This is a genomic window from Adlercreutzia rubneri (assembly GCF_009755265.1).
Classification (GTDB): Bacteria; Actinomycetota; Coriobacteriia; order Coriobacteriales; family Eggerthellaceae; genus Adlercreutzia; species Adlercreutzia rubneri.
Window position 1 is genome coordinate 69,556 of the sequence record NZ_WPOO01000004.1, and the last position, 24,425, is coordinate 93,980.

The 24,425-nt window shown below is 61.9% G+C and carries 24 protein-coding genes; 1 reads left to right on the forward strand and 23 read right to left on the reverse strand.

What is annotated here, in order from left to right:
- Window positions 1–6 precede the first annotated feature (6 nt).
- The 5 genes from dxr to pyrH all read right to left on the reverse strand — a co-directional run bounded on the left by dxr (window position 7) and on the right by pyrH (window position 4,790).
- Entirely contained in the window at window positions 7–1,269 is a 1,263-nt protein-coding gene (gene dxr / locus GO707_RS03635; protein WP_157012140.1) for a 1-deoxy-D-xylulose-5-phosphate reductoisomerase, read from the reverse strand.
- Between the two features lie 54 nt (window positions 1,270–1,323).
- Window positions 1,324–2,190, reverse strand: coding sequence for a phosphatidate cytidylyltransferase (locus GO707_RS03640; protein WP_227069951.1), 867 nt, complete (start codon window positions 2,188–2,190; stop codon window positions 1,324–1,326).
- 360 nt (window positions 2,191–2,550) lie between these two features.
- Window positions 2,551–3,330 (reverse strand): isoprenyl transferase, encoded by a 780-nt coding sequence (locus tag GO707_RS03645; protein ID WP_022738414.1) that lies wholly within the window; start codon window positions 3,328–3,330, stop codon window positions 2,551–2,553.
- A gap of 37 nt (window positions 3,331–3,367) precedes the next feature.
- Window positions 3,368–3,931, reverse strand: a complete 564-nt coding sequence (gene frr / locus GO707_RS03650; RefSeq protein ID WP_114538648.1) for a ribosome recycling factor — start codon at window positions 3,929–3,931, stop codon at window positions 3,368–3,370.
- Window positions 3,932–4,073: 142 nt separating this feature from the next.
- Window positions 4,074–4,790 (reverse strand): UMP kinase, encoded by a 717-nt coding sequence (pyrH, locus tag GO707_RS03655; protein WP_114538647.1) that lies wholly within the window; start codon window positions 4,788–4,790, stop codon window positions 4,074–4,076.
- Window positions 4,791–5,091: 301 nt separating this feature from the next.
- Between pyrH and GO707_RS03660 the strand changes: the two genes are divergently transcribed.
- A complete protein-coding gene (locus GO707_RS03660) occupies window positions 5,092–5,322 on the forward strand; it encodes a helix-turn-helix domain-containing protein (RefSeq protein WP_114548229.1) in 231 nt (76 codons plus the stop codon).
- A gap of 137 nt (window positions 5,323–5,459) precedes the next feature.
- On the opposite strand, the gene GO707_RS03665 is transcribed toward GO707_RS03660, so the two are convergent.
- The 18 genes from GO707_RS03665 to GO707_RS03750 all read right to left on the reverse strand — a co-directional run bounded on the left by GO707_RS03665 (window position 5,460) and on the right by GO707_RS03750 (window position 24,249).
- Window positions 5,460–5,684, reverse strand: coding sequence for a helix-turn-helix domain-containing protein (locus GO707_RS03665; protein WP_157012144.1), 225 nt, complete (start codon window positions 5,682–5,684; stop codon window positions 5,460–5,462).
- 202 nt (window positions 5,685–5,886) lie between these two features.
- Window positions 5,887–6,711, reverse strand: coding sequence for an Rpn family recombination-promoting nuclease/putative transposase (locus tag GO707_RS03670; RefSeq protein ID WP_157012146.1), 825 nt, complete (start codon window positions 6,709–6,711; stop codon window positions 5,887–5,889).
- A 537-nt stretch (window positions 6,712–7,248) separates the two neighbouring features.
- Entirely contained in the window at window positions 7,249–7,839 is a 591-nt protein-coding gene (locus tag GO707_RS03675; protein WP_157012147.1) for a T6SS immunity protein Tdi1 domain-containing protein, read from the reverse strand.
- Between the two features lie 81 nt (window positions 7,840–7,920).
- A complete protein-coding gene (locus GO707_RS03680; protein WP_114538642.1) occupies window positions 7,921–8,241 on the reverse strand; it encodes an HNH endonuclease signature motif containing protein in 321 nt (106 codons plus the stop codon).
- Between the two features lie 371 nt (window positions 8,242–8,612).
- On the reverse strand, window positions 8,613–8,933 hold the full coding sequence (locus GO707_RS03685) for a helix-turn-helix domain-containing protein (RefSeq protein ID WP_157012149.1): 321 nt from the start codon (window positions 8,931–8,933) through the stop codon (window positions 8,613–8,615).
- A 10-nt stretch (window positions 8,934–8,943) separates the two neighbouring features.
- Window positions 8,944–9,477, reverse strand: a complete 534-nt coding sequence (locus GO707_RS03690; RefSeq protein ID WP_157012151.1) for a DUF2975 domain-containing protein — start codon at window positions 9,475–9,477, stop codon at window positions 8,944–8,946.
- Window positions 9,478–9,648: 171 nt separating this feature from the next.
- Window positions 9,649–10,974, reverse strand: coding sequence for a radical SAM/SPASM domain-containing protein (locus GO707_RS03695; RefSeq protein WP_157012153.1), 1,326 nt, complete (start codon window positions 10,972–10,974; stop codon window positions 9,649–9,651).
- A 228-nt stretch (window positions 10,975–11,202) separates the two neighbouring features.
- Window positions 11,203–12,786: a S1C family serine protease gene (locus GO707_RS03700; RefSeq protein WP_232325571.1), complete on the reverse strand. Its 1,584-nt coding sequence runs from the start codon at window positions 12,784–12,786 to the stop codon at window positions 11,203–11,205.
- Between the two features lie 261 nt (window positions 12,787–13,047).
- Complete coding sequence (locus GO707_RS03705; RefSeq protein WP_157012155.1) at window positions 13,048–13,821, reverse strand: amino acid ABC transporter ATP-binding protein; 774 nt, start codon at window positions 13,819–13,821, stop codon at window positions 13,048–13,050.
- 10 nt (window positions 13,822–13,831) lie between these two features.
- Window positions 13,832–14,485 carry an amino acid ABC transporter permease gene (locus GO707_RS03710; protein WP_157012157.1) on the reverse strand — a complete coding sequence of 218 codons (654 nt, stop codon included), beginning with the start codon at window positions 14,483–14,485 and terminating at the stop codon, window positions 13,832–13,834.
- A 127-nt stretch (window positions 14,486–14,612) separates the two neighbouring features.
- Window positions 14,613–15,461 (reverse strand): amino acid ABC transporter substrate-binding protein, encoded by an 849-nt coding sequence (locus GO707_RS03715; RefSeq protein ID WP_157012159.1) that lies wholly within the window; start codon window positions 15,459–15,461, stop codon window positions 14,613–14,615.
- Window positions 15,462–15,608: 147 nt separating this feature from the next.
- Window positions 15,609–16,781: a 4Fe-4S binding protein gene (locus GO707_RS03720; protein WP_157012161.1), complete on the reverse strand. Its 1,173-nt coding sequence runs from the start codon at window positions 16,779–16,781 to the stop codon at window positions 15,609–15,611.
- Between the two features lie 18 nt (window positions 16,782–16,799).
- Window positions 16,800–18,128, reverse strand: a complete 1,329-nt coding sequence (gene mobB / locus GO707_RS03725) for a molybdopterin-guanine dinucleotide biosynthesis protein B (RefSeq protein WP_157012162.1) — start codon at window positions 18,126–18,128, stop codon at window positions 16,800–16,802.
- A gap of 274 nt (window positions 18,129–18,402) precedes the next feature.
- Window positions 18,403–19,920, reverse strand: a complete 1,518-nt coding sequence (locus GO707_RS03730) for an alanine/glycine:cation symporter family protein (protein WP_157012164.1) — start codon at window positions 19,918–19,920, stop codon at window positions 18,403–18,405.
- A gap of 290 nt (window positions 19,921–20,210) precedes the next feature.
- A complete protein-coding gene (locus tag GO707_RS03735; protein WP_022738346.1) occupies window positions 20,211–20,738 on the reverse strand; it encodes a shikimate kinase in 528 nt (175 codons plus the stop codon).
- Window positions 20,739–20,809: 71 nt separating this feature from the next.
- A complete protein-coding gene (locus tag GO707_RS03740; RefSeq protein ID WP_198161001.1) occupies window positions 20,810–22,621 on the reverse strand; it encodes a DUF2207 family protein in 1,812 nt (603 codons plus the stop codon).
- Window positions 22,622–22,905: 284 nt separating this feature from the next.
- Window positions 22,906–23,577, reverse strand: a complete 672-nt coding sequence (locus tag GO707_RS03745; RefSeq protein WP_157012168.1) for a potassium channel family protein — start codon at window positions 23,575–23,577, stop codon at window positions 22,906–22,908.
- 9 nt (window positions 23,578–23,586) lie between these two features.
- Window positions 23,587–24,249: a potassium channel family protein gene (locus GO707_RS03750; protein WP_114538628.1), complete on the reverse strand. Its 663-nt coding sequence runs from the start codon at window positions 24,247–24,249 to the stop codon at window positions 23,587–23,589.
- Between the last annotated feature and the right edge of the window lie 176 nt (window positions 24,250–24,425).

Genomic DNA, 24,425 nt, shown 5'->3' on the forward strand with positions numbered 1-24,425 from the left:
GCGCCGCTAACTCTGCCGCCCCCGGGCCCACTCGCTTGCGAAGGCGCGGCCCCATGCGTCGACGGCCTTCAGCTGCTCGAGGCTCTCCACGACTTGGACGCCTGCCCCTTCGTGGGCGTCCATGGTCGCCTCGACGCAGCGGGCGATATCGAGGTAGCCGATCTGCTCGGCGAGAAATGCCGCCACCGCCACTTCGTTGGCAGCATTCATGACGGCGGGCAGCGTGCCCCCCACCTCACCTGCATGACGAGCCAGAGAAAGACAGCGGAACGTATATACATCGGGCGCCGCAAATTCCAGCGAGCCCAACGTCCGAAAATCGAGCGGTTTCACGGGAGCCTCCCACCGCTCGGGATAGGAGAGAGCAAATTGAATGGGAATGCGCATATCGGTCGTACCCAAATGAGCCAGAACCGACCCATCGGTAAACTCCACCATCGAATGGATAGCGCTCTGGGGCTGCACTACCACCTCGATCTGATCGTAGGGCATCGCGAACAAGTGGTGCGCCTCGATGACTTCGAGCCCTTTGTTCATCAGCGTCGAGGAGTCGATGGATATCTTGGCCCCCATATTCCAGGTGGGGTGCGCCAGAGCCTGGACCGGCGTGACCGCCTCCAAGTCGGCGATCGTCTTGCCCCGGAACGGGCCGCCCGAAGCCGTCACCCACAGCTTCGAGACCTCGCGCGGGTTCTCTCCGAGCAGACATTGGTAGATGGCTCCATGCTCCGAATCGATGGGCATGAGCGCGCCTGCCGGCCCTGTCGCCGGAGCGGCACCGGAAGCACGCCGGGCCGCATCCACCGAGGCGGCCAGTGGCATGATGAGATCGCCGCCCACCACAAGCGACTCCTTGTTGGCCAAAGCGAGCACCTTGCCTGCCTTCAGCGTCGCATAGCTCGCCTCCAAGCCAGCTGCTCCTACCAGAGCGTTCACGACGACATCCACCTCGGGCAGTTGGGCGAGAGCCACGACGGCTTCGGAACCAACACCGAAGCTCGCCTCCACGCCCTCCTGGCCCTCGGGAAGGGCCAGCGACCGCACGAGAGCCCGCGCCTCATCGCAACGAGGGTCGTTCGCCAAAGCGGCATTCCCTACCGCCAGATGGCGCACGCCGAATTCCCGGGCTTGAGCGAGCAGGACATCCAAGGAGCTGTTCACCGCAAGGCCGACGATCTCCAGCTTATCGCCGTGCTGGCGCACGACATCGAGGGTCTGGGTACCGATGGATCCCGTAGAGCCGAGTACCGCAATGCGCCGTTTGGCCATGAGAACCCCTTTCACTATGACAGGACACGCAAAGAGCGAACCGAGACGAATCGCCTAGAAAAGAGCATAGGGAATGCAACCGCCGGCTATCAGAAGGATAGCTGCCGTGATGGAGGTGAGGAACAGCGAGTCGCTCCGATCGAGCAGGCCGCCGTGGCCGGGCATAATGGTGCCGGAGTCCTTGAACCCGGAGTTTCGCTTGATGCGGCTCTCCGCCAAGTCGCCCAGCACGCCCATGCAGCCGGAAATGATGCCGAAGACAATAGACTGAGGAATGGCCATGGTGATGCCGGGCACCAGCGTCATGAGGCACCAAAATATCACCGACCCCACCAGACCGGCGATGAACCCTTCCCAGCTCTTCTTCGGGCTCGTGCGCGGTGCCAGTTTGTGCCTGCCGATTTTGCTCCCCACCAAATAGGCGAAGGCGTCGTTGGCCCACACCGACAAGAACAGCAGAAGCACGCAGACGCCGCCCCACGGCGCCGGCAGCGACACACGGATAATCACCAGTCCGCACAGCAAAAGGCCCGTGTAGGCAGCGCCGAAGAAGCTCACCCCCACATCGGGGATGCGGGCCCGCAGCCAGAACACGTACCACACCAAGAGAGCCAGCAGAAGAGCCAAACTCACCAGCATCGCGCCCACCAGACCGGCAATGTACACGCTTAAGGGGTAGAGCACGGCCGCGATGATGCCGAGCATCTCGTTGGGCAGCTTCGCATCGGAGCGCAGCATGTAGAAGAACTCGCCGGCGCAAATGCCGGCGACGACCATCAGCATGAGCACCATGGGGATGTTGCCGGCCAGCACGCAGATGACCGTCGCCGCCGTGTAAATTACCCCGGTACGGAAACGCACTTGAAGATCGGAGGGATTGCGCAGCTTGTCCGGCGTCTTGTCCAACGCCTTCTGCTTCAGGCGATCGCGCTTCTCCTGGCGCGTCTCGCGCTTCTCCTCGCGGGCGGCGCGCTCCTCGTCGGAGAGGTCGTAGTGCCAGGGAGGACCTTCGGGGGCCGATTCCGCATCGCAGACGACGGGAGGCAAGTCGCGTTCCTCATCGGGCTGCAGCCGGTCGAGCAAATGAGTGCGCTCCTCCGGGGGCGCACTCGCCTCGCCCGGAGATGCACTCCTCCCATCAGAAGCCGCTGCCCCACGGGCAGCCGACACACTTCCGCGCTCTTCCGAACGCACGCGACGACCATGGTCGCCTCGGCGCAATCGCTCGCGCGCCGCTCGGGCTCGATCCTTCTTCTCTTCGTCGGAAATCCCCCCGCGCATTTAGGCCACGCCCCCGAAACGGCGGTTCCGCCCCTGATACTCGAGCAGGCACTCCAGGAAGGTGTAGCGGTTGAAGTCGGGCCACAGCACATCGGTGACCACGAATTCGGAATAGGCGATCTGCCACAGCAGGAAGTTCGAGATGCGCATCTCGCCCGAAGTGCGAATGACCAGATCGGGGTCGGGCATCCCGAACGTGTACAGCCCCCGCTCGAACATCTCCTCGGTAGGCTCTATCACTTCCCCGGTCTCTTCGCCCAAAAGCACCGCCTCGCGCATGCAGCCCCGGCAAGCGCGCAGTATTTCCTGACGGCCACCGTAGTTCACGGCCACCACCAGCGTCATACCGTCGTTGTCGCGCGTCTTCTCCCAAGCCTCATCGAAAGCCTCGCGCGTCTCTGCGGGAAGCGCCGAGAGATCGCCGATCGTTCGCACGCGCACGCCCTCTTCATGAAGGCCGTCCACTTCGGCGAGCATGGTCTTGGCGAACAGATCCATCAGCCCCACGACCTCATCTTCGGGCCGCTTCCAGTTCTCCGTGGAAAACGAGTAGATGGTCAGATAGCGCACCCCAAGATCCGACGCGCAGCGAATGGCCTCTCGCACCGCCTCGATGCCGGCCTTATGGCCCTTCAGGCGATTCAGCGCGCGCTTCTTGGCCCAGCGCCCGTTGCCATCCATGATGATGGCCACCGACTCGGGAATCCTCTCCGGATCAAGCGCCCGAGGATCAACCCCCTCGGGCGGATCCGGAAATATGTAATCTAAATCCTTATTCATCCCTACCCACCGGTCGTTCGTGAAGCCAGTGAACCCCCTAGATCTCCATGACCTCGGCTTCCTTCTTCTTCAGAACCTCGTCGACCTCGGCAACGAACCGATCAGTCATCTTCTGGATCTCGGCCTCGGCCCGCTTCGATTCGTCTTCGGGAAGGTTGTCGTTCTTCACGGCCTTCTCGATCGCGGTGTTCGCGTCGCGGCGCGCATTGCGCACGGCCACGCGCGCTTCCTCGGCGTAGGTCTTGCACTGCTTCACCAGATCGCGGCGGCGCTCCTCGGTCAGGCTCGGGAACGGCAGGCGAATGACCGAGCCGTCGTTGTTCGGGGTCACGCCCAAATCGCTCTCGAGGATGGCGTGCTCAATGGCACGCAGCATGCCCTTGTCCCAAGGTTCGATGACCAGCAGATGGGCCTCGGGCGTCTTCACGCCAGCCATCTGGTTCACCGGCGTGGGCACGCCGTAGTAGTCCACCTTGATGCGATCGAGCACCATGGCGTTGGCGCGGCCCGTGCGCACGCCCATGAAGTTCTCCTTCAGCGCCGTGATGGCCTTTTCCATGCGCTCTTCCGCGCTCATCAGAATCTCGTCGATATCTGCCATGAGGGTTTCCTCCCTAATCACTCAGGGGCTCCTCCCCCTGAAATCCTTCTAGAATCCGCCACGAGCCTCGCGACCCGCGGCATACGCTCGTCCTCGCTGTCGCGCCGACAAGCGGCTCCAGCGCGGCCTGCGCCCCAGGCGCCTACTCGACCACCGTGCCCACCGGCTCGCCCTGCAGAGCGGCCTTGATGTTGCCCGGCTTGGTGAGATCGAAAACGATCATGGGCACGTCGTTGTCCATGCAAAGCGAGGTGGCCGTGGCATCCATGACATGCAGCCCCTGGCTCAGCACCTCCATATAGCTGATATGGTCGAACCGGTGCGCGTCGGGATTCTTCATCGGGTCGGCATCGTAGACGCCATCGACCTTCGTGGCCTTCATGACGCAATCGACGTCCAGCTCGCAGGCGCGCAGGGCCGCCGTCGTATCGGTCGTGAAATAGGGATTGCCCGTGCCGGCCGCCAAAATGACGACGCGCCCCTTCTCCAAATGGCGGATCGCTCGGCGGCGAATGTAGGGCTCGGACACTTCCTGCATATTGATGGCGCTCTGCACGCGGGAGAAGATGCCGTGGCGCTCGAAGGCGTCCTGCAGAGCGAGCGCATTCATCACCGTGGCCAGCATGCCGATGTAATCGGCCTGGGAGCGATCCATGCCCTCGGCCGATCCGGCCAGGCCGCGGAAGATGTTGCCCCCGCCGACAACCACAGCCAGCTGCACGCCATCGTGAACGATCTCGGCGATCTCCTCGGCAAGGTCATCGACCACTCGCGGGTCAATGCCGTACCCCTGATCGCCGGCGAGCGCCTCGCCAGATAGCTTGAGCAGCACGCGATCGTACTTGTATTCGTTCGCCATCGAGTACATCCCTTCGTCGGCAGGATCTTGTAAACGGATACATATTACCCGAAGTCCCTCGCCAACGCAGCGTCAGCCTTCCAAGATCAAAGAATTAGCTCAGTGCTGAGGCGCGAGCATAGGGGCTTACCCGAACCCTCTCCCGCTGAACCGCAAACCGTCGTGCAGACCACTGCGGGCAGAAACGCATATCGCGCAGACGCCAGGCAGCCACTCTTCCCGTGCGCCCATTCTTCAGAAATTGCCTAGTTATGTCATATATGACCTATGACTGATTCGTCATCAACGTACTCTTGGCCCCATGAACGACGAACAGGAAAAGGTGCAAGCCCGCATTCACTCGCTTGGTCAGCAGATCAGGGCGCATCGCATTGCCCAGAACCTTTCCCAGCAAAGGCTTGCCCTCATGGTGCACACCGACCAAGCCGTCATCGCCCGCATCGAGGCCGGCAAGCACAACACGGGCATCGCCAAATATATCGAAATCGCCGATGCCCTCGATGTTCCCTTGGGCGCCCTCATCAACTTCTAAGGTGAAGAACTTCCTCTCGCCCCCCCCCATCAATCGAGCGAGCGAGCGAAAGGCTCGTGCAAGCTCTTAAGCATCTTTCCCGTGTCTTTTTAAAGGAAAGATGACGAAAGACGCCTCGGCGACACCCGCCGGCTCGGTCAGTCCTGCTCCTCGCGAGCGGGCGGCTCGTACACGAGTAAATCGCCCGGTTGGCAGTGCAGCTCGCGACACAAATCCTCCAGCAGCGAGATTCGAATACCTTTTGAGTGATTGCAGCGCAAGTGGGAGAGGTTCACCGCCGAACGCCCCACCTTCTCCGACAGCTCGTTGACGCTGATGTCGCGGTCGGCCATGACCACCTTCAACTTCGACACAATAGGCATAGCATGCTCCCATCCGCCCAGAAAGCGCTCCTGCGTGCTCCTTCAGGCACCTGCACAGCTGCAGCTCTTCCATAGCGGTGCGGATGCCTCATGATTTATTTAACATAGTAGCACGTTTTCAATAATTTTAAGGTGATAGTTTCATACCAGGCCGATAGCATTCGCAGCGGAGGGCAACTCTCCGCGACGCTTTTCCCGTTGTCTACTCGCTCGCTTTCAGCCCGAACTCCGCGAGCATTTCATCGCGATAGGCAGCATCCTCGGAAACCCGTCTGGCATCGTCGAGACGCCCCGCGTCCAGAAGGAGGCCGACGAGAGTTCCCAGCCTGTCCATGCCCTGCTCCATGCCCTGCTCCATGCCCTGCTCGATGCCCCTGGCCTCTGCCCGGCGGCAGCGCATCTCGGTATCCTGCTCGTAGGTCAGCACCTTGGTCACCCACTCCCGGTCACGGTTGTATTCCTCCACGAGGGAGTCTATCTCTCGGGACAGCGCGCCCTCGGGCCGCCCCGTCGCCACGTAGTGTAGCAAATCGCGCAGGTCGGGGTCGGCGACATCCTCGGCAGCCGATGCGTTGAACACGCGCCAGTGCGAGTCGTCCCCCGCGACCAGCCCGGGAAGCTCCAGACAGGTTCGCTCGATCGAATAGATAGCCTTGCCCGCCCTGAAGGGGTCGGTCGCGCAGAAGAACACGACGAAGCTCTCCGGGAGCAGCCCGTAATCTTCCCCGGGGCCCAGCTCCGTCGCGTCGATCGCTGCCTGGTAGTAGCGCATCCGTCGCCCTATCCGGCCCTCGGGGGAGACCTGCATCTCGATGTCGAACACGCGGCTTCCCTCCCGTGCGAACACGTCCATGCGGACGCCGCGGCTCGCCGCCGCCGGCTCCTTCGCCTGCTCGGCGTTCAGGTAGGCTATCTCGCCCACCTCTATCCCCAGCGCGGCGCGCAGGACCTTGCGGCACACCTCCTCCTCGCACAGCACGCGGTTGAACATCCATCGATCGGAGAACTTCAGAAATCTCTTCGGCATGGCGGAATCCTCTCATCGGACATCACGATTCCCCAAGCCTACGACAGCGCGACCGCGGAAATGACGCGGGAATGCCCCGATCAGTTCCCCGCGCCGACCGCACTTGTGCCGCAGCAGAGTCGCATCGGAGTCCCCGCCCGCCCCTCGCCGACCTCGGCTATCGACCTTTCGTCACAATAGGGCCTTCCGACAGCTCCGCATTCGCATCCATTTCATATGATTTCTCGCCGAAGACAATGGGACCGAGCCTCACGCAGGGGACGATCTCGACCGCGGCCATGCCCTTCCCCCGTCGCCTTCCTCTACCATCCTTGGCGAACAGGATGCGGAGATAAAGACGGCCTCGCGAACGCCCCATGGGTACTTGACCATCGCGCACAACGTCAGCAGCGTGAGGTTCAAGCGCCGGCTTTCATAAAGGCCTGCCCCGCACGAAGCGAATTGGCATTTCCCTCGAAGTAGCGGAGACCCAAATCATCGAGCACCTCGCTCAGATCGCCGTTCAAAGGCCTCATTCCGGTTTGGGGGGGGCTCGCCCTACTCGAAGCTGATGTTGCCTATCTTGGTGCCCTCGGGCAGGTCCTTCACGGCCTCCCACAGCTGGTCAGTCATATCCCAGTACACCTCCATGTCGGAGACCTCCATGTTCTCCAGGGAGTCCTCCCCGCCGAGGAAGAGAGGGATCCTGTAGCCGCCGCATTCCATGCATCCCACGGGCGCATGCCCCTCCAGCCACTCCCGATACCTCCCGACCCCAAGACACGCCTCGCTCTGATTCGGCATAACCTCGTTCAGGAAGACTGCCACGTCTTTCCCGATATAGTACATATCGAGAGTTGCGATTTCCAGGAGAACCACGAGCTCCTTCCCATCGCCGTCCCGTTGATCAACCGCAAAGCACCGCCCCATCCAATCGTATCCGATCAGATTAAACTCACCGCGAAGCTTCGTGAAGCATCCGGACACCACCCGATGCCATCTCTCGAGATCACTGCGCTCGAACACCCTGAACACTCCATCGCCGAACGACCGGCCGCCCAGGCCGTCGATGAACGCGTCGTAGGGATCGGCCGCCCCGTCCTCGAGGACCGGGGCCTCCCCGAAGTACTCCAGAAACTCCGCGAACATCGAGGGGTCGCCCTCCGCCGGGCCCCGCGGCCCTTCCTCCTCTTGAACAAGTCGAACATCTCGCTTCCTTTCACTCGAATATCACGTTGCCGATTTGGTGCCTTCTGGAAGATCCTTTATCGGATAGCGTATCTGAGCTCCCATGCTCCGGTTGACGCTGGCGTCGAGGGGGCGCATGTTGCTCACATGGTCGGCGCTTCCCAGCTGAAGATCTATTACATGATCGACATCGTAACCAGCAGGCACCGAGTCTTTCCCGTATTCCTTCTTGAAAGCATCGGCTGCCGACCCATTCCTCTTCCCCACGGTCGTCTTCACTGTGTCCGCTCTCGACAGATCCCGAGCCTTCCTCGTCGCCTGGGACATCTGGATCTCGTCCCAGATGTCCTTCCTCTTCAGCACAAGATCGACAGTCCTGTCGAGACGCTCGCCGGCCCGAATCGTGCCCGCCGTGTTGCTCCCGATGACGTTCCCAGCAATCTTCGGCGAGATCTAGACAGCTTGAATGTCATCAGTTGATCCACTGCAAACAGGCCATGTCGAAAAGCTTGGAAAACTTGCCAGAAAGACGTCCTTCATCTGACGAGGTCGATCCTTCTGCCTCTACGGAACCTCCTCGATGCTGCAAAAAGGGGCGTCGGAGCACAGGCGCGTTTCCTGAAAATGTGTTTCTCGGGGGTGCAGCTCTCGGGGAGCACTTTTCGGGGGTGTTTCGCGGGCATGAAAAAGGACGCCCGGTGAGGCGTCCTGTGAGGTGCGGGTTGTGGCAAAGACTAGTTGGCCACGTTCACAGGGATGCGGGAGACGGCGCCGATGGGCTTGCGGGCCGGCTCCTCGATGGGGCGGTTGATGATGGCGTCCAGCTCGACGGCCTCATCGGTGCCCGGCTCAGGGGAAACGTACTCGAACAGGTCGCCCGGCTGGCACTGGAGCACTTCGCAAATGCGCTCCATGGTGGAGAAACGCACGGCCTTGATGTGACCGCGACGCATGCGCGAAATGTTCACCGGCGAGATGTCGATGCGCTGGGAAAGCTCGTTGACGGACATCTTGCAATCCGCCATCACTCGGTCAAGACGAGGAATAATAGGCATAGCAGCTCCCTTACACGGTTTCGTCGCTGAGTTGCTGTAGCAGCGCAGCATATCGAAATATTGCCGAAAGTGAGTACATAATAGCAGAAAAGGCTAGCATACCGATGTTGATATTCAGAGTTGGCTCAGCAACTCCATTGTTTGCGACCATGCCGAAGCCAATTTCTGGCGCTGGTTCAAAAATGAAACCTATTGAAATCAGGAAATCAAGAATGACAACCGCCAAAGCAATAACTGCAATTGTCTGCAAACGGTCAGCTTGAGAACTCGAAAACGGCGCATCTTCTCTACCTACGCCGTCAAACAATTTGGTCAAATTCCACAATATAAGAACGACGAAAGCGCCATACAATACTGCATACAGCACAGCATTTATCGCACCAGCACCGCCATTCAACCACCCCATGAGCAACGTTGCCACAACCACGATCCAGAATATCGAAAGAACAATTGTTGCGACCAGAAAACATAGCTTCAGCGCCTTGCATGTTCTTTTCAACTTTCTTAGCGCCATTATTAAGCCAAAATCACTAGATTCTTTCACAATTCCCCATTCTTCAGATGACGCGGCAACCGGCGCATTGCTGCCAATTGCCGCATCTTCGTACGTCTTTACAGACCAATTTTGAGACAAACAGTGCCCGGAGGTCCAATGAAATAGCAAACGCTCTGCGGCTCGATATCGCTATAGAACAGCATACTCCACCTCCTTTCTTTAGTTGCGGGCTAGCATGGCCTCAAAAAGCAGACGGTAGAACGTCCGCACGAGGGAACAATAGGGATCGCGGGCCTCGACGTCGCCCGTGGCGAAATAGGCGCGAGCGCGGCAACCACCCCCGCACAGATAGCGGATGTCGCAGTCGGCGCAGGCGCCCAGCTCGGCCACGCGGGGCGCAGGGGCATGGCGCGCGGCCAAGCAGCCGGAGTCTTCCAAAAGCGATCCCAAGCTAAACGCCTCATCGTGCATCATGTGGCACGGGAATACCTCACCATCGGCCGATACGCTTACCATGGTGCATCCCGCCCCGCAGCCGCACGTCGTCGTCAAGCGCGTGCTCACCGGCGTGTCGGACAACACGGGCACCCCGTCGCGCGACAGGGCCAGCGTTGCCTGCGCCAAACGCTCGAGTGCCGCATCGTCAGGAAGAACCGCTGACAGATCCTCGTTTTCCACGGGTGCGGACAGCAGGCTGAAGTTCATGGTGGCCCCCAGCGAGTCGGCCAAAGCCACGTACTCACCCAGGGCATCGATGTTGCCGCCGTGGGCCGTCGGAATGATGTGGGGCTGAATGCCCGCCTCGCGAATCATCTTCACCGCCGCTACCAAGCGGTCGAACAGCGGCTCGCGGCGGATGACGGGCGCCGCTTCGGCATTGGGCCCGTCGAAGGACACCGAAACGCGACCCACGTAGGGCGCGATGTCGGCGAGCTTCTCCGGCGTGACGGCCGTGCCGTTGGTGAGCACGTCCACCGAGTCGATGCCGCGTTCGCGCGCGTAGGCGACAATGGCGGGCAAATCGTCGCGCAGGAAGGGCTCGCCACCGGAGATGACCAGGTGCTGACAGCCGGCATCGGCCAAGGCGTCGATGATGCCCCGCAACTCGTCCAGCGTCAGGTCGCGCCGGGCGTTGCGGGCGTCCACCGCCGAGTAGCAGCCGATGCAGTTCAAGTTGCAATGGTGGGTGACATGCAGGTACGCCGACTGCAGCGGCGCGGGCACAGCGGACGCGGACGGCGCGGATGCAGCCGCAGCGGCATTCCCAGCCCCGACGCCTTCCGCACGTTCGACGCCTTCCACGCCTTTCCCCAATGTTACGTCGTCGGCCTCCACATCTTCCACGACAAAGCCGCCACGGCGCAAATGGGCGGGCAAATCCGCATTCACCGCAGCGACCTCTGCCTCGGGCACGTCCTCGGCGAACATGCGGTGGCACACGGCGGCGCCTTCGGGAGTCAGGCCGATAACATAGCCAGTCGCGGTGTTGCCGATCATGGGGATGGAAAAGGGAGCGTGCTCCACTACGTTAGGGCCGAACCTCACTGCACGCTCCTCTGCGCATCATGGGATAGTGCAGTTAGTATGCGGCAGACGCAAGACCTCGAATGCCGAATATGACATGATTTGCGGCGCATCTTAGCAGATGGCGCTATATTTCCCATGGTGCGCCAGGATTATTAGCCATTAAAATGGCCCCTCCGAGGAGGGGCCGAGATTGATCGAGCTGTGACGTGGACGCAGTGAGCGGCACACGCCCACGCGTCACGCCGGTTAGCGCTGGCGGCCGCCGAAGAGGTCTTCCAGGCTGTAGCCGTTCATCGACTGCTCCTGGCTCTGCTGCTCCTGCTTGGCCTTTTGGCTGGCGGAGTCGTCGCCCAGGGTCACCTGCACCTCTTTCTCCTGGCCACCGCTGTTCACCGTGAGGGTGACGGTGTCGCCGGGGTTCTTGGTACGCACGTCCAGCATGAGGTCGGAAGCCGACTCAACCGCCTGTCCATCGAAGGCAGTGACGATGTCGCCAGGCACGATGCCCGCCGCAGCCGCACCGGAGTCGGGGGTGACGGCGGCCACGTAGGCGCCGGTGTCGACGGGCAGCCCGTAGCGAGACGCCGTCGCCGCGCTCACCGTGGAGAGGCTCACGCCGAGCTGGGCGTGGGTCGGCGTCTCACCGGCGATGATCTGCTGGGCCAAGTTGATGGCGTAGTTCACGGGAATGGCGAAGCCGACGCCGGAGTAGTTGCCGGAGTACGAGGTGATCAGCGTGTTGATGCCGATGAGCTTGCCCTCGTCATCCACGAGCGCGCCGCCGGAGTTGCCGGGGTTGATGGCCGCGTCGGTCTGGATCATGTTCGGGTAAATGGTAATCTCCCCCGTGCCGCCGGACTGCATCGATTCCTGGGCGTCCATAATCTGGGAGCGGCTCGTGGCAGATACGATGCCCGTGGCCACCGACTGCTCCAAGCCGAAGGGGCTGCCCAACGTCATAACCCACTCGCCGATGGTCAGGTTGTCGGAGTCGCCAAGCTCCATAACCGTAAGACCGCTGGCGTCCTTGGCCTTCAGCACGGCCACATCGGAGGAGGGATCGGTGCCCACGAGATCGGCCTCGTAGGTCTCTCCGGCGACCATGACCTCGTAGGCGCTGCCGCCTTCCACCACATGGTTGTTGGTGATGATGTAGCCATCCTCGGTCAGCACGACGCCAGATCCCTGGGAATAGGCCACCAGATCGCCCGACCCGTCGCCCTGGCCACCGTACTGGTAGCCGAAGTACTGGCTCATCGCGTCATTCTGAGAAGCCTCGGCGTACACCGTGATGGCGGCCACAGAGGGCAAGCACTTCGCGGACACGGCCTCGGCCAACGTCGGATCCTCGCTGGGCGCGATGACCGTCGTCTCGCCGGTGGAGGGATCGGTGACAACTGTTGAGGCACCCGAGTTAGAACCGTCCGGAATCATCGCGCCCACAATGCCCCAGACGCCGAAGGCGAGCACGCAGGCCACGAGCGCGCCGGCGAAGGCGATAAGGAAGGTCTTACCGCCGTTGCCCTTGGGAGCCGCATGCTGGGCATGCATCGACACGGGCTCGGCCTCGTAGGTTTGTTGGCCGTAAGGCTGGGCGGCGGAATGCTGCGCGGAGCCGGAAGTCTGCTGGGCTCCATAGCCGTAGGACTGCTGAGCGCCATAGCCTGCCTGGCCCGCATAAGCTTGCTGACCACCGTAAGGCTGGGTGCCCTGGGAACTGTAGGGCGCAGGCTGGGTCGGCTGCAGCGGCACAGGCTGCTGCGAGGCAGGGTTCTGGCCTCCCGAGGCGGAATCGCCCGAGGGCACAGGAGTGGTATTGGAATCAGTCATGGAAGGCTCCTTCGAGTGAGGTTGTCCTTATGTGCGCCAAACCTTAGCACGCCCTAGAACTTCTCAACCGTTATGGCAACCCTTCGTCACGCTTGCGTCACAGAGATACACCAATCGGTGTACGCGCACCAGCCGCTGCGGAGATGCAACGACGCACGCCGACCGTGCATGGGCCACCGCACCCCGCGCCGGCCGCCGCCGAGCCGCTTTCGAGCCGTCTTCGAGCCACCCTCGAGGCGATGCGAGAACGCAAGCGAGCGCCTAGTCGCGATCGTAATTCGCCAGAAACGCGCGGGTGCGATCGTGCTGGGGGTTGTTGATGACCTCGCTAGCCGGCCCCTGCTCCACGATGACACCGCCGTCCATGAAGATGAGGTGATCGGCCACATCGCGGGCGAAGCCCATCTCATGGGTGACGATGACCATGGTCATGTGCTCGGCCGCCAGATCGCGGATGACCTTCAGCACCTCGCGGGTCAACTCCGGATCCAACGCGCTCGTGGGCTCGTCGAAGAACAGCACGTCCGGGTTCATGGCCATGGCCCGGGCGATGGCCACACGCTGCTGCTGACCGCCGGATAGGTCGCACGGCACCATCGATTCCTTGTCCGCCAGGCCCATGCGGGCCAGAAGCTCGCGACCGCGAGCGAGGGCCTCGTCCTTCGGCATCTTCTGCACGCAGATGAGCGCATCGGTGACGTTCTGCAGCACGGTGTAGTGCGGGAACAGGTTGAAATTCTGGAACACGAGCCCGAAACGAGTCTTTGCGGCGGCGATGACGTCCTTGCCCCCGTACACAGCGCGCCCCGCGGCATCGTTGGCGCACACCGTGAGATCGCCGTAGGAAAGATCGCCCGAATCAAGGGTTTCTAACAGCGTCATGCAACGCAGAAGCGTCGACTTGCCGCCGCCCGAGGGCCCGATGATGGCCAGCACATCGCCGGCATTCACCGTCAGCGAAATGTCCTTCAGAACCTCGTTGTTCCCAAACGCCTTCTTACCGTTGGTGAGGCTTACGACCGCTTTGCTTTCCATGAAACGCCTCCTAGTCGTGGTAATAATCGAGACGCTTCTCGACACGGTTCAGGATGAATTCGATGAGCAGGCAGAACACCCAGTAGATGAGAGCCGCGATGGCGTAGGGAACCATGGACACCTCGCTGGCGGCCAGGGCCTTCGCAGCGGAGAACATCTCCATGATGCCGAGCACGAACGCGAGCGACGTGTCTTTCACCAGCGTGATGACCTCGTTGCCCATAGCCGGCAGAATACGCTTGATGACCTGGGGAAGCACAATCTTCATGAAGGTCTGGGCTTTGGTGTAGCCCAGTACCTCGGCCGCCTCGTACTGACCACGCGGAATAGACTGGATGCCCGAACGATAGATTTCAGCGAAGTAGGCGGCGTAATTCAGGATGAAGCCGATAGCGCAGGCCCAGAACTTCCAATCACTGCCCATGTTCAGGCCGAAGATGTAGTAAGGCCCGAACATGATGGCCATGAGCTGCAGCATAAGCGGCGTGCCGCGCAGGATGGAGATGTAAAGCTGCGCCAGCCACGCCAGCGGCTTAAACTTGCTCATGCGCGCCAGAGCGACCACCACGCCCAAAGGCAGCGAGCCCACCAGCGTGATGAGGAAGATCTCCGCCGTCAGGGCGAAACCTTCCATGAGAATCCCCATCATGACCGAGAATTCCATCTCCACGTCCTCTCATCGTCGCTCTTAAACCCACAAGAAGGGCAAGGCCCCAAGAGCCTCGCCCTCCCTTTTAATTAAATTCTCCCTGACTCCGGGATGCGCCCAAGGAAGTCAGCGAGGTTGTTAATTAATCTACCAGCACCCAGTTGTCGATGGAGATACCGTACTCGCCCCACTTCTCGCACAGCTTGGCGATGGTGCCGTCGTCGTACATCTCCTTCAGCGTCTTGTTCACCGCATCGATCATGGCCGTATCGCCGTCCTTGGCGAAGCCCACGGCGTAGTTCTCGGTGGACAGCGGCTCAAGCTTCACGAACATGTCGGGCTTGGCAGCCATCTGGTAGTCGGCGATGGACAGGTCGCAGGCCACGGCATCCACCGCACCGGACTCCAGCTGCATGAAGGCGTTGTTGTAGTCGCCGATGGTCTGGGTCTTGCCGCCGGCGAAGGTGTCGGCCAGATCCTTCTGGTCGCCCTCCAGCACGTCAAGGGCGGCGGAATCGACCTGGGTCATAACGTTCTTGTCGGCCAGATCATCCAGAGAGTTGATTCCCGAGTCCTTCTTCACGACAACGACCTGCTCGTTGTGCATGTAGGGCTTCGAGAACGCGTAGTCGGCCTCACGGCCCTCCATGGTAAAGCCGTTCCAGATGCAGTTGATGGTACCCTGGTTCAGCAGCGCGTCCTTAGCATCCCAGTCGATGGCTTCAAGCTCGAGATTCCAACCATTGCGCGCGGCCACCTCGGTGGCCAGATCAATGTCGAAGCCGGTCAGGTTGCCATCGTCGCCGATGAAGCCATAGGGCGGGTAAGCGTTGTCCAGGCCCACGATGAGCGTCGTGGCATCGGGGTTAGCGGCAGCGCCGTTGTCAGCCGCGTTGCTTGCCGCATCGTTCGAGCCCGAGCAGCCGGCCAGAAGCGCGGCCCCCAGGCACAGAGCCGCAGCCGCAGCGGCGATCTTCGTCAGTTTCTTCATTCGGTCCTCCCTAAAAAGGTACGCCAGGGAAGTCTCTCGTCTTCCCCACTTTACTTCTTTACTGTGCTAAAGCACTAGAGCGTTGGCTAGTATAGCACAGACCAATGCAATAAAAAGGGGCGAAAGCCACAGGTTCGCCCAAGGAACCTACTTGTTCCGGTTGAACAGCTTGTTGCCCTTCTTAGCGGCGGAGATCTCCACGAGACGCGGCTCGAAATCGAACAGCTCCTTCATGGAGACGACAGGCACGATCTCGATGCACTTCTTCAGACAGGCGTCGGCGCACAAATTGCACTGGACGCAGTCGGAAACCTGGAACTCCAAGTACGCCTTACCCTCGTCCGGGTGCCGATCCACCGCCTTGCGCAGCGCGTCGGTGGGACAGAACATGACGCACATACCGCAGCCGGAGCATTTCTCGACATCGATGGCGATGTCGCCGAAGATGCGCGTGAACATCTCGTCGACGACCGGCTCGTCCGGATCGCCGATGCGGCTCATGGCATCCAGAATGGCGATGTTGCGCTCGGCCTCGATGGTGGGCATCTTGCCCGCACCGTTCTTCACGCCCAGCTTCTCCCGCAGCGACTGCTCCTGCTTCTGCAAATGAAGCTGCGTCAGCTTGTCGTTCACGACCTTCTCGGCCGCCGACTTCGCCACGTCCTTGGCGTAGTGGCCCGAGGAAGTGAAGAACTCGCGCCGGGCGGCGCCGACGGCCTTTCGCATGTCCTCCACCTGCACCGAAGCCGGGAACTCCGAGGTGCGCGTGATCTGCGCGTCCGACCCCATGGCCTCGATGAGGGTGCGGGTCGATTCCACGGTATCGTCGATGGCGGGCACCGCGCCCCGGTACTTGCAGGTGCGGCAGTCACCGTCCACCAGGCAGATCTCGGGAATACCGCGGGCCACCAGTTCCACCAGCAGCTCTTCCTCCATGCGAGCAAGGCAGGGCACCACCGCGTACTTGTCGGGGTCGCCCACGTTGCGGGCCGCTTTGCGAGCGCAGGCGATGACCGTCAGGCCATCAGCCGCGTTGGTCGTCTCGGCCACAGCGCCGGCCAAGTCGTCGGGCATCGGATCCATGGGAACCAACGCCGAGGTAGGGCACACCGCCACGCAGGCCCCGCAGGCCACGCACGCCCCAGCGTCGATGTTCAGCTCGTTCTTCTCGATGGTGATGGCGTCGGCCAAACACGCGTCGACGCATTTGCGGCAGGAGGAGTGGCGGTTGCGCACAGCCACGCAGAACGTGGGGATCGTGATGATGGCCTTCGTCTCCAGGGCGTCCATCATCTCCATGATATCGTTCAAGTTCGGCATGGCGCGAACCCCTTTCTGCTATTCGCCGAGGTAGGACTGCTCGATGCGAGCCAGCTCTTCGGGCGTGTTGGCGTTGATGAAGCAGCCACCGCGGGGCTCGACCTCCAGGACGCGGTCCTGGTTAAAGGGCAGCACCGTGACGGCCGGGTCATCGAAGAAGCTCTGCACGCGCTTCTCGCCCCGCTCGGTGCGAGCGTGAACAGCGCCGAGGCAGCCCTCTTTGCGGTACATGGCATGCAGCGGCTCGAAGCCGTGCTTGTTGGAGGGAGCCACCACGTCGGCTCCGCTTTCGTGCATGGCAAGCGCCTCGGCCACCACCAAACGCGCGCTCGCGAACACCATGTCGCAGGCCACAACGGCCACGTACGGGTTCTCGGCAGCAGCAAGCGCGGTATAGAGCCCGGGCAAAGCGCCTCGTTCTGCATAGGCGTCGCCCACGAGCCTGATGGTCAGATCGGGGTACATATCATGGAGAAAGCCCAGCTTGTCGGCCTCGTTGGTGGTGATGATAAGCTCATCGGCCACGGGCGACAGACGCTCGACGAGACGGCAGATGAGGGGACGTCCCGCAAAGGGCACCGTTGCCTTCGACTGGCCCATGCGCCGCGACTCGCCACCGGCCTGAATGACCACCGTGACGCGCGGCCGCACGTAGTGCTCGGAAAGGAAGTCGGCCAAAGCGGCCACATCTTCAAGACCGATGGCGGGAATGCCATAGAGCGCCGCAGCCTCCTCGGCCTCGGGAATGTCGGTCACCACAGCCACCGTGTTGGTGGAAGGCATCTTGGCCGCAGCATCGGCGGCAGCCGAGTAGTCGGACGCGCCCGGCATCTCGCCCAAACCCGGTACTTCGCCCGCGCCGTCGCGCCCAGCCGCGTTGCCCGCGCGGTCGACCGCGCGCCCCAGCTGCGTGAAGTCCGTCGTCAAAGGCAGGCCCTCCCGGGCCGCCTTCACGAACAGGCGAGCCGCACGGCAGTCGGCCTCGTTGCCCGAGCGCATGATCTCGATGGTGGGCAACCCGCTTTTGCGGTAGCCCTCCACCACAATGATGTCGTGATTCGGCATCGAGCGCACCAGCTCGCTGCACTCCACCTCGTCTTCCACGGTCTTGATGCGCGCCACCTGCCCCGGGGCCGCAATAACCGTTTCGGAGGCGCCGGCGGCCCTGTGGCGGTAGGAGTCCTTGCCGGGAATATCGATATCGAACCCGCGATGGGAATGGTGTTTGATGGAACCCACGTCGAGCCCGCGGCCCACCAGCTCGGCGATGAGCCGCTCGATGAGCGTCGTTTTGCCGGAGTTGTGCCGCCCCACGACGGCCACAGCCGGACTTGGAATATCGATCATAGCTGTTACGCCCTCCCCTAATGCGGCCGCCTGGGCCGCCGTTTTGTTCCGGGAAAGTATAGCACTAGGGCGCAAGGTGTCGATTGCAGGAACGGACGTCCCGTCAGGGCGATGCCAAGCACCGCTTGTTCACCGCTGCTGGAAGGGGCGACCTTGGTCGCCCCCTACGAAGGTAAACACGCTAATAAAAAGCGGCGACCCTTGCGAGCCGCCGCCCTTTCAGAAACCCTCTGTTGCAGGGCGGCGCAAGCACCGCCCCTACGGGTAAAAGCCTCTACCTCAAGCCCTCCGAGTCGAGCGATGCGGCTTCCTCGATGTACTCCTCCACCGGATTGTCGCCGAAGTTCGGCAGATCCGCGGTGGTCCAGCACTCGCAGGCGGGCATGCCGGGCACGCTGGCGGCGATGAACACCGGATCCTTGCCCTCCTTGCGCTGGCGAGTGTAGTCATCCAGCGCGGCCAAGGCCCACTTGCCGAGCAGCAGAATGGCCACAAGGTTGATGATGGCCATGAAGCCCATGAAGATGTCGGCCAAATTCCACGCCAGATCGAAGCTGTTCACGCAGCCGTAGAAGATGGCGGCCAGACACAGCACGCGGAAGATGAGCATGCCCCACTTGGTATTCTTGAAGATGTAGCGGAAGTTCGTCTCGGCATAGAAGTAGTTGCCGATGAGGCTGGAGAACGCGAAGGCGAAGATCGCGAAGGTGATGAAGTGGATGCCAACCTCGCCGACGGCGTTGTTCACGGCCATCTGCACGAGCGGCATGCCGTTGAGCGCCATGGCAGTCTCGGGATCCTGCACCCAAAACACCATGACCATCATAGCCGAGCAGGTGCAGATGAGCAGCGTATCGATGTACACGGACAGGCTCTGCACGAGGCCCTGCTTCACCGGATGCGACACGCTGGCGGTGGCGGCGGCGTTCGGGGCCGAGCCCATGCCGGCCTCATTGGAGAACAGACCGCGCTTGATGCCGAGCATAACCACCGAGCCGGCAAAGCCGCCCGCGATGGACTGGAAGTTGAAAGCCGACTGGAAGATGGTGCCGAACACGGCCGGCAGCTCGCCGATGTTGGCGATCGTGGTCCACAGCGCAATGAGAATGTAGGCGATAGCCATGATGGGCACGATGATGGAGGTGATGATGGAGATGCGCTTCGCGCCGCCGAAAATGACGAAAGCGGTGAACACGATGAGCACGATGCCCACGCCGACCGCCGTGCCGTTGGTGGCGTAGTCGGGGATGTAGTACTCGAGCGCCGAAGTCATGTTGAACGCCTGCAGGCCGTTGAAGCCGAAGGCGAAGCACAGGATGAGCGCCCAGGCGAAGATGATGCCGAGCCAGCGCTGCCCCAGGCCCTGCTGAATGTAGTAGGCCGGACCGCCGCGGAACTCGCCTTCCTTGCCGCGAATCTTGTAGATCTGCGCGAGCGTGGACTCGATGAAGGCTGAAGCCGCGCCGATAAGCGCCATGAGCCACATCCAGAAGATGGCGCCCGGACCGCCCGTGGCCACGGCCGTGGCGATGCCGGCGATGTTGCCCGTGCCCACGCGCGAGGCGGTGGACACCATGAGGGCCTGGAAGGACGAGATGGATTTCTCGCCCTGGACATGCTTTTTCTCCGTCAGCTGAGTGAACATGTCCTTGATGTAGCGAATTTGCACCGCCTTGGTGCGGATGGTGTAGTAGATGCCCACGAACACCAGCAAGATCACCAGAATGTAGGTGTACATAAAGGAGTCGATCTCACCAGTCCAAGCGACGAGCATCTCGTTCAAATCGGCCATAGATGCTTCCTTTCCGAAAGCGCGCCAGGCCCTGCAACCTGGATCGCCTTCCAAACGGGCTCGCCTTTCTGCGGTCGAATCCAACAGAGCGCGATAAGCACGCCCGAACCAGGGATTCGTCGCAGGAAAACGGCCTCGGATATACGCGCCGACCCTCGCCGACGCAAGACATGCCCGTATTCTACCCTACAGCGGGCTAAAGTTAGGCGATATTATCAGGGTATTTTGAACGCCCCGCGAAAAAGTGGCGCTGTTTTCCGCCGGTTTCCCGTCGATGCGAAACCGAGCCGCTACTTCAGGGCGGCGGCGACCTTGCGGGCGGCGGCGGTGATGGACAGATCGTTCACATCCACAGTGATGTCGGCGTACTTCTCGTAGAGCGGCAGGCGCTCGTCGTAGAGGTCGCGCAGGCTCATGCCGATGCCGTCGCGCATGACCACGCCGCGCTCGGAGAAGTCGGCCAGACGGCACTTCAGCTCGTCGAAGCTGATCTTCAGATACACCACGCGGCCGATCTCGGACAGGTGGTTCATGGCCGGCTCGCTGTAGATGGCCGAGCCGCCGGTGGCGATGACGGAATGCTCGAAGGACATTTCGGAAAGCACCTGGTTTTCAATCTCGAGGAAGGCATCGGGGCCCAGAGTGTCGATGAGACGCTGGAGCGATTTGTCGCAGGACTGCTGAATGAGCAGATCGGCGTCGACGAAATCCATGCAGAGAATCTTCGCCAGCACGATGCCCAAGGTCGACTTGCCCGCACCGGGCATGCCGATGAGCACGATGTTGTCGCGACCGGGTTCGAAGGACTTCTCTTTCATATCAAGACCTTTCTCGTAGAAGGTGCCGACGGCCGGGCTATGGTCGCCGAAACGGATGGGCAGCTTCGCCCCTATGATACTTCAGCGCGCTTATGGGCGGCACGTAACGCTTCGTCTAAGGATTGGGAAAACACCGGAGCCAGGGTGGCGAGGAACGCCGCTTCATCGGCAGGGGCGGCGCCGGCAGCCATCGGGGCCTTCCCCCGAACCGCCATGGCGGCATCCCCGGCATCGGCGCCCTCTGCGTCTGCGGAAGCACCGAATCCGAGGGATTTCAGCGCACCGAACAGATAGGCATACGGAATGAGCGCCGCGCGCTCGTCGGGAGCAAGCTTGTCGCCCTCGAGCGACCAGCCGCCATCGCGCATCCAGTTGCGCAAGGCCTTGGCATGGGCGGCGATGTCGTTGCCCTCGGGGGAGCGCCGCATGGTGTAGTTGCCGAGCACCCCCATGGCCGCCGCCGTGGCCAGAGCGAGCACGCCAGCACGCCAGCTGACCCAAATGATGGCCGCTACCGCGACAACCGCCAGGAAAATCGCTGCCCCCAAAACGACATGCTGAGCGCGACGGGAGGCTGTATCGAAGAAGCCGTAGGGCTCAACCAAAGCGGTGAGGCGACGCTGCCAGGCCGCGCTGGCCTCCAAAAGATCGCGCGGATGTTCGTGGGCCAAAGCGGAAAGCTTGGCGCGGCTGAGTGTCCGACCGCCCGTGGCGACCATGCGCAGCAGCCGCAGCGTGGCCGCATCGAGGGCGGCCTGCTCTGCGTTGACCGCGTCAGCCGCGTCGGGCGCATCATCCGCACCAACATCAGCGGCCCGAGGCGCAGCAAGGGCGGCGGCCGACCCACTCTCGACCCTCTTCGCCGGCTCCTCTCCCGCGGCAGGTATGACCAGCTCATCGTCTCGCACTTCAAGAACACCGCGACGCACCATATCGAGCACCGTGGCTACTATGTCGTCGGGGCTCTCGTGGTTCCAGCGCCATAGACGACCGAGCACGGCTGGCGCCATGGCGTCGGCAGGCGGGTTCATCCAATAATCGTCGCGAAACGCCGGCGGCCGCTCTCGGCCCCAGCGCCACCAAACGATGAGCGCCGCCAGCAGCAACGCCGCAGACAAGCCCAGCAGCCCCAAAGCCAGCCCAAGACGAATGACCTCCTGAGACGTATCCGTATCGACCCACGTTTCCTCGTAACGGCTCGTCCAGTAGTACTGCAGGGTGCCCTGATTCGCCAGGCGCGCCTCCTCGCTCAGGTTCGTCAGCCACTCGACGGGGAACATCACCCGCGCTTTGGCGTACATCGTGGGCTCGACCGCAGGATCCGTAAAGATCACCGTACCGTCGGAGCGGATGTCCACCTCGCCATCGGCAGGGCCGTGACCCCACGCATAAACGTTTTCCATGACCTTCACGGAATCGTCGGCCGCCACAGGCAGCACCACTTCTGCTCGCACATCGGCCAAGGCCACATCGTAGTCCTGGGGAACATAAAGCCATTGGAAGTCGGCCGCGTCGTCGAAGGCCTCGATGGCGTCTTCCACGCGGTAGACCACCTCGAACATGACGCGCTCGGGCATGGCGTCCACAAAGGCGTAGAGCGTATGTTGAAACTTGTCGTAGGCCCAGGCGTCGTGCTCGGGCCCTCCGCCGCCGCGCCAGGGCAAAAGGAACGTCGTCTCGGGAAGCTCCGTCCACTCCCCGGCAAGCGCACCATCGCCATCCACCGGCGCCATGCGCACCCGTTCGATAGTAACCTCAGCCCCTTCGATGAACCCATCGTAGAGCCACTTCAACCGCTCCGGCGCGCTCTCCCCTTCCGTGAGGTCGAAGATGCGCTGATCGGTCATGTGCACCGACCCGTCGGTCTCCACCGATGCCAGCAAGTCCACCTCCGAGCACCGATAATCCGTCGCCAGAGCTTTTCCGGGCATGCAAAAGGGCAGGAGGCAAACTATCAGCAAGATGGCGGCGAAGAGGAGATACGAGGTGTTCCAACCGAGCGAGTTCCGCAGCGAACGGAACAGTCCAGTGGGCTGTTCCGCCGAGCGAGGACTGTCTGAGCGAATTGGAATACCCCGTAGCTCCTCCCCCGGCGACGTGCGACCGCGAATCAAGGTACCCCCTGATTCCGCCCCAAGCGACATGCAACCGGCCCTTTCCACAACCACTAGAGCCCCCGAAACGCCAGCCGCACGTCATCCAGCACGTCCTCATCCGCCACTACGATGGCCTTATCTCCCGGATGCAGCACCGTCTCGTCATTGGCCACTTCCACGTCCCCTCCGCTAGCCACGGCCGCGATGATGGCGTTGTCCGGCAGCAGCACCTCGTTGATGAGCACGCCGTCCTCGTTGGAGAAGTGGCGCATGCGCGGCACCATCACCTCGGCTAAGGCCACGTTGCCGTGAGTCAGCGACGACACGACGGATACCGAGCCCAAAAGCGCTTCCTCCTCGATGAGGTTCGCAATGAGCGTCGTAGAGGACACGCATTCGATGCCCACCTCGCGGAAGATGCGCTCGTTTTTCGGATTGTTCACGCGAGCGATGCAGCGGGGCACGCGGAACACGCGCTGGGCGATTTCGCAGGATACGAGATTCGAATCGTCCTGGCCCGTGGTGGCCACGAACACATCGGCCTGGCGGATGCCCGCGTCCTCCTGGTAGCGCGAGTCGCAGCCGTCGCCGTGAATGACGAGGTACGGGCCTGTCAGCTGCACGGAGAGGCGATCGGCCGTGGCGAGCCTTTGCTCGATGACCGCCACCTCGTTGCCGCTCTTCAACATGATGCCAGCCAGATACGACCCGATTTTGCCGCCGCCAGCGATAACGATGTACATGGGTATCACCTAATCCAGAATGTAGCGCGAGAATTGCGCGATGACGTCGTGGCGCACGCAGGCGAGAATGGAGTCGCCGGCGTACAGCAGCGAATCGGGCGTCGGGATGGAGGACGCGGAGCCGTCGGCACGTTCGAAGGCGATAATACGCACCTCATGATCGCGCTCGAGTTCCGAGACGCGGATCGTTTTGGCGTTGTCGCGGCTGGAAAGATCCAGCGTGAACCGGAGTACCTCGAATTCACCGAACGTGTCGATGTGGGAACCGTGGCCTGACACAATCTTCGAGAACACATCCTCGGCCACCAGTGACGTGCCGCAGACGTAGTCGATGCCCAGCTGCATATAGGCGCGCTCGTGGTCGGGATTGTACAGGCGCGAGATGACGTGGGGCACACCGAACAGATGGTTGGCCACCTCCGCGCACATGAGGTTCGTGTTGTCCAGCTGGGTGACGGCGGCCAGCACATCGCACTCTTCCACGCCGGCACGGATGAGCACGTCCTCGTCGAAGCCCACGCCCTGCACGGTGCTGCCGTTGAAGTTGCGGCCGAGGTTCGCGAAGGCATCGGCGTTCTTGTCGATGCAGCAGACGTTGTTGCCGTTGTCCGAGAGCATATTGGCCAGCTGCGACCCCACGCGCCCGCACCCGACCACAATCACGTTGCTCATTCCCTACCTCTTTCTTATTCCTTAAGTAGGGCCATTATAAACGCACCTGATCGCCCAAGGAAGTCAGCGAGGAGCCGACAGGCGCCTGCAATCGTGCCGAAAAGCGGCTGAGCGTACTTCGGTACGCGAGGGTAAGCTTTGAGGTGCGAGGGCAGGCGCCTGTCGGATCCGCAGCG

What these genes read in the sequence shown, in the direction of transcription:
- dxr (WP_157012140.1), bottom strand. Translation starts at nt 1,269, where the DNA reads ATGGCCAAACGGCGCATTGCGGTACTCGGCTCTACGGGATCCATCGGT.
- GO707_RS03645 (WP_022738414.1), bottom strand. Translation starts at nt 3,330, where the DNA reads ATGAATAAGGATTTAGATTACATATTTCCGGATCCGCCCGAGGGGGTT.
- frr (WP_114538648.1), bottom strand. Translation starts at nt 3,931, where the DNA reads ATGGCAGATATCGACGAGATTCTGATGAGCGCGGAAGAGCGCATGGAA.
- pyrH (WP_114538647.1), bottom strand. Translation starts at nt 4,790, where the DNA reads ATGGCGAACGAATACAAGTACGATCGCGTGCTGCTCAAGCTATCTGGC.
- GO707_RS03660 (WP_114548229.1), top strand. Translation starts at nt 5,092, where the DNA reads ATGAACGACGAACAGGAAAAGGTGCAAGCCCGCATTCACTCGCTTGGT.
- GO707_RS03665 (WP_157012144.1), bottom strand. Translation starts at nt 5,684, where the DNA reads ATGCCTATTGTGTCGAAGTTGAAGGTGGTCATGGCCGACCGCGACATC.
- GO707_RS03670 (WP_157012146.1), bottom strand. Translation starts at nt 6,711, where the DNA reads ATGCCGAAGAGATTTCTGAAGTTCTCCGATCGATGGATGTTCAACCGC.
- GO707_RS03675 (WP_157012147.1), bottom strand. Translation starts at nt 7,839, where the DNA reads ATGTTCGCGGAGTTTCTGGAGTACTTCGGGGAGGCCCCGGTCCTCGAG.
- GO707_RS03685 (WP_157012149.1), bottom strand. Translation starts at nt 8,933, where the DNA reads ATGCCTATTATTCCTCGTCTTGACCGAGTGATGGCGGATTGCAAGATG.
- GO707_RS03700 (WP_232325571.1), bottom strand. Translation starts at nt 12,786, where the DNA reads ATGACTGATTCCAATACCACTCCTGTGCCCTCGGGCGATTCCGCCTCG.
- GO707_RS03705 (WP_157012155.1), bottom strand. Translation starts at nt 13,821, where the DNA reads ATGGAAAGCAAAGCGGTCGTAAGCCTCACCAACGGTAAGAAGGCGTTT.
- GO707_RS03710 (WP_157012157.1), bottom strand. Translation starts at nt 14,485, where the DNA reads ATGGAATTCTCGGTCATGATGGGGATTCTCATGGAAGGTTTCGCCCTG.
- GO707_RS03715 (WP_157012159.1), bottom strand. Translation starts at nt 15,461, where the DNA reads ATGAAGAAACTGACGAAGATCGCCGCTGCGGCTGCGGCTCTGTGCCTG.
- GO707_RS03720 (WP_157012161.1), bottom strand. Translation starts at nt 16,781, where the DNA reads ATGCCGAACTTGAACGATATCATGGAGATGATGGACGCCCTGGAGACG.
- mobB (WP_157012162.1), bottom strand. Translation starts at nt 18,128, where the DNA reads ATGATCGATATTCCAAGTCCGGCTGTGGCCGTCGTGGGGCGGCACAAC.
- GO707_RS03730 (WP_157012164.1), bottom strand. Translation starts at nt 19,920, where the DNA reads ATGGCCGATTTGAACGAGATGCTCGTCGCTTGGACTGGTGAGATCGAC.
- GO707_RS03735 (WP_022738346.1), bottom strand. Translation starts at nt 20,738, where the DNA reads ATGAAAGAGAAGTCCTTCGAACCCGGTCGCGACAACATCGTGCTCATC.
- GO707_RS03745 (WP_157012168.1), bottom strand. Translation starts at nt 23,577, where the DNA reads ATGTACATCGTTATCGCTGGCGGCGGCAAAATCGGGTCGTATCTGGCT.
- GO707_RS03750 (WP_114538628.1), bottom strand. Translation starts at nt 24,249, where the DNA reads ATGAGCAACGTGATTGTGGTCGGGTGCGGGCGCGTGGGGTCGCAGCTG.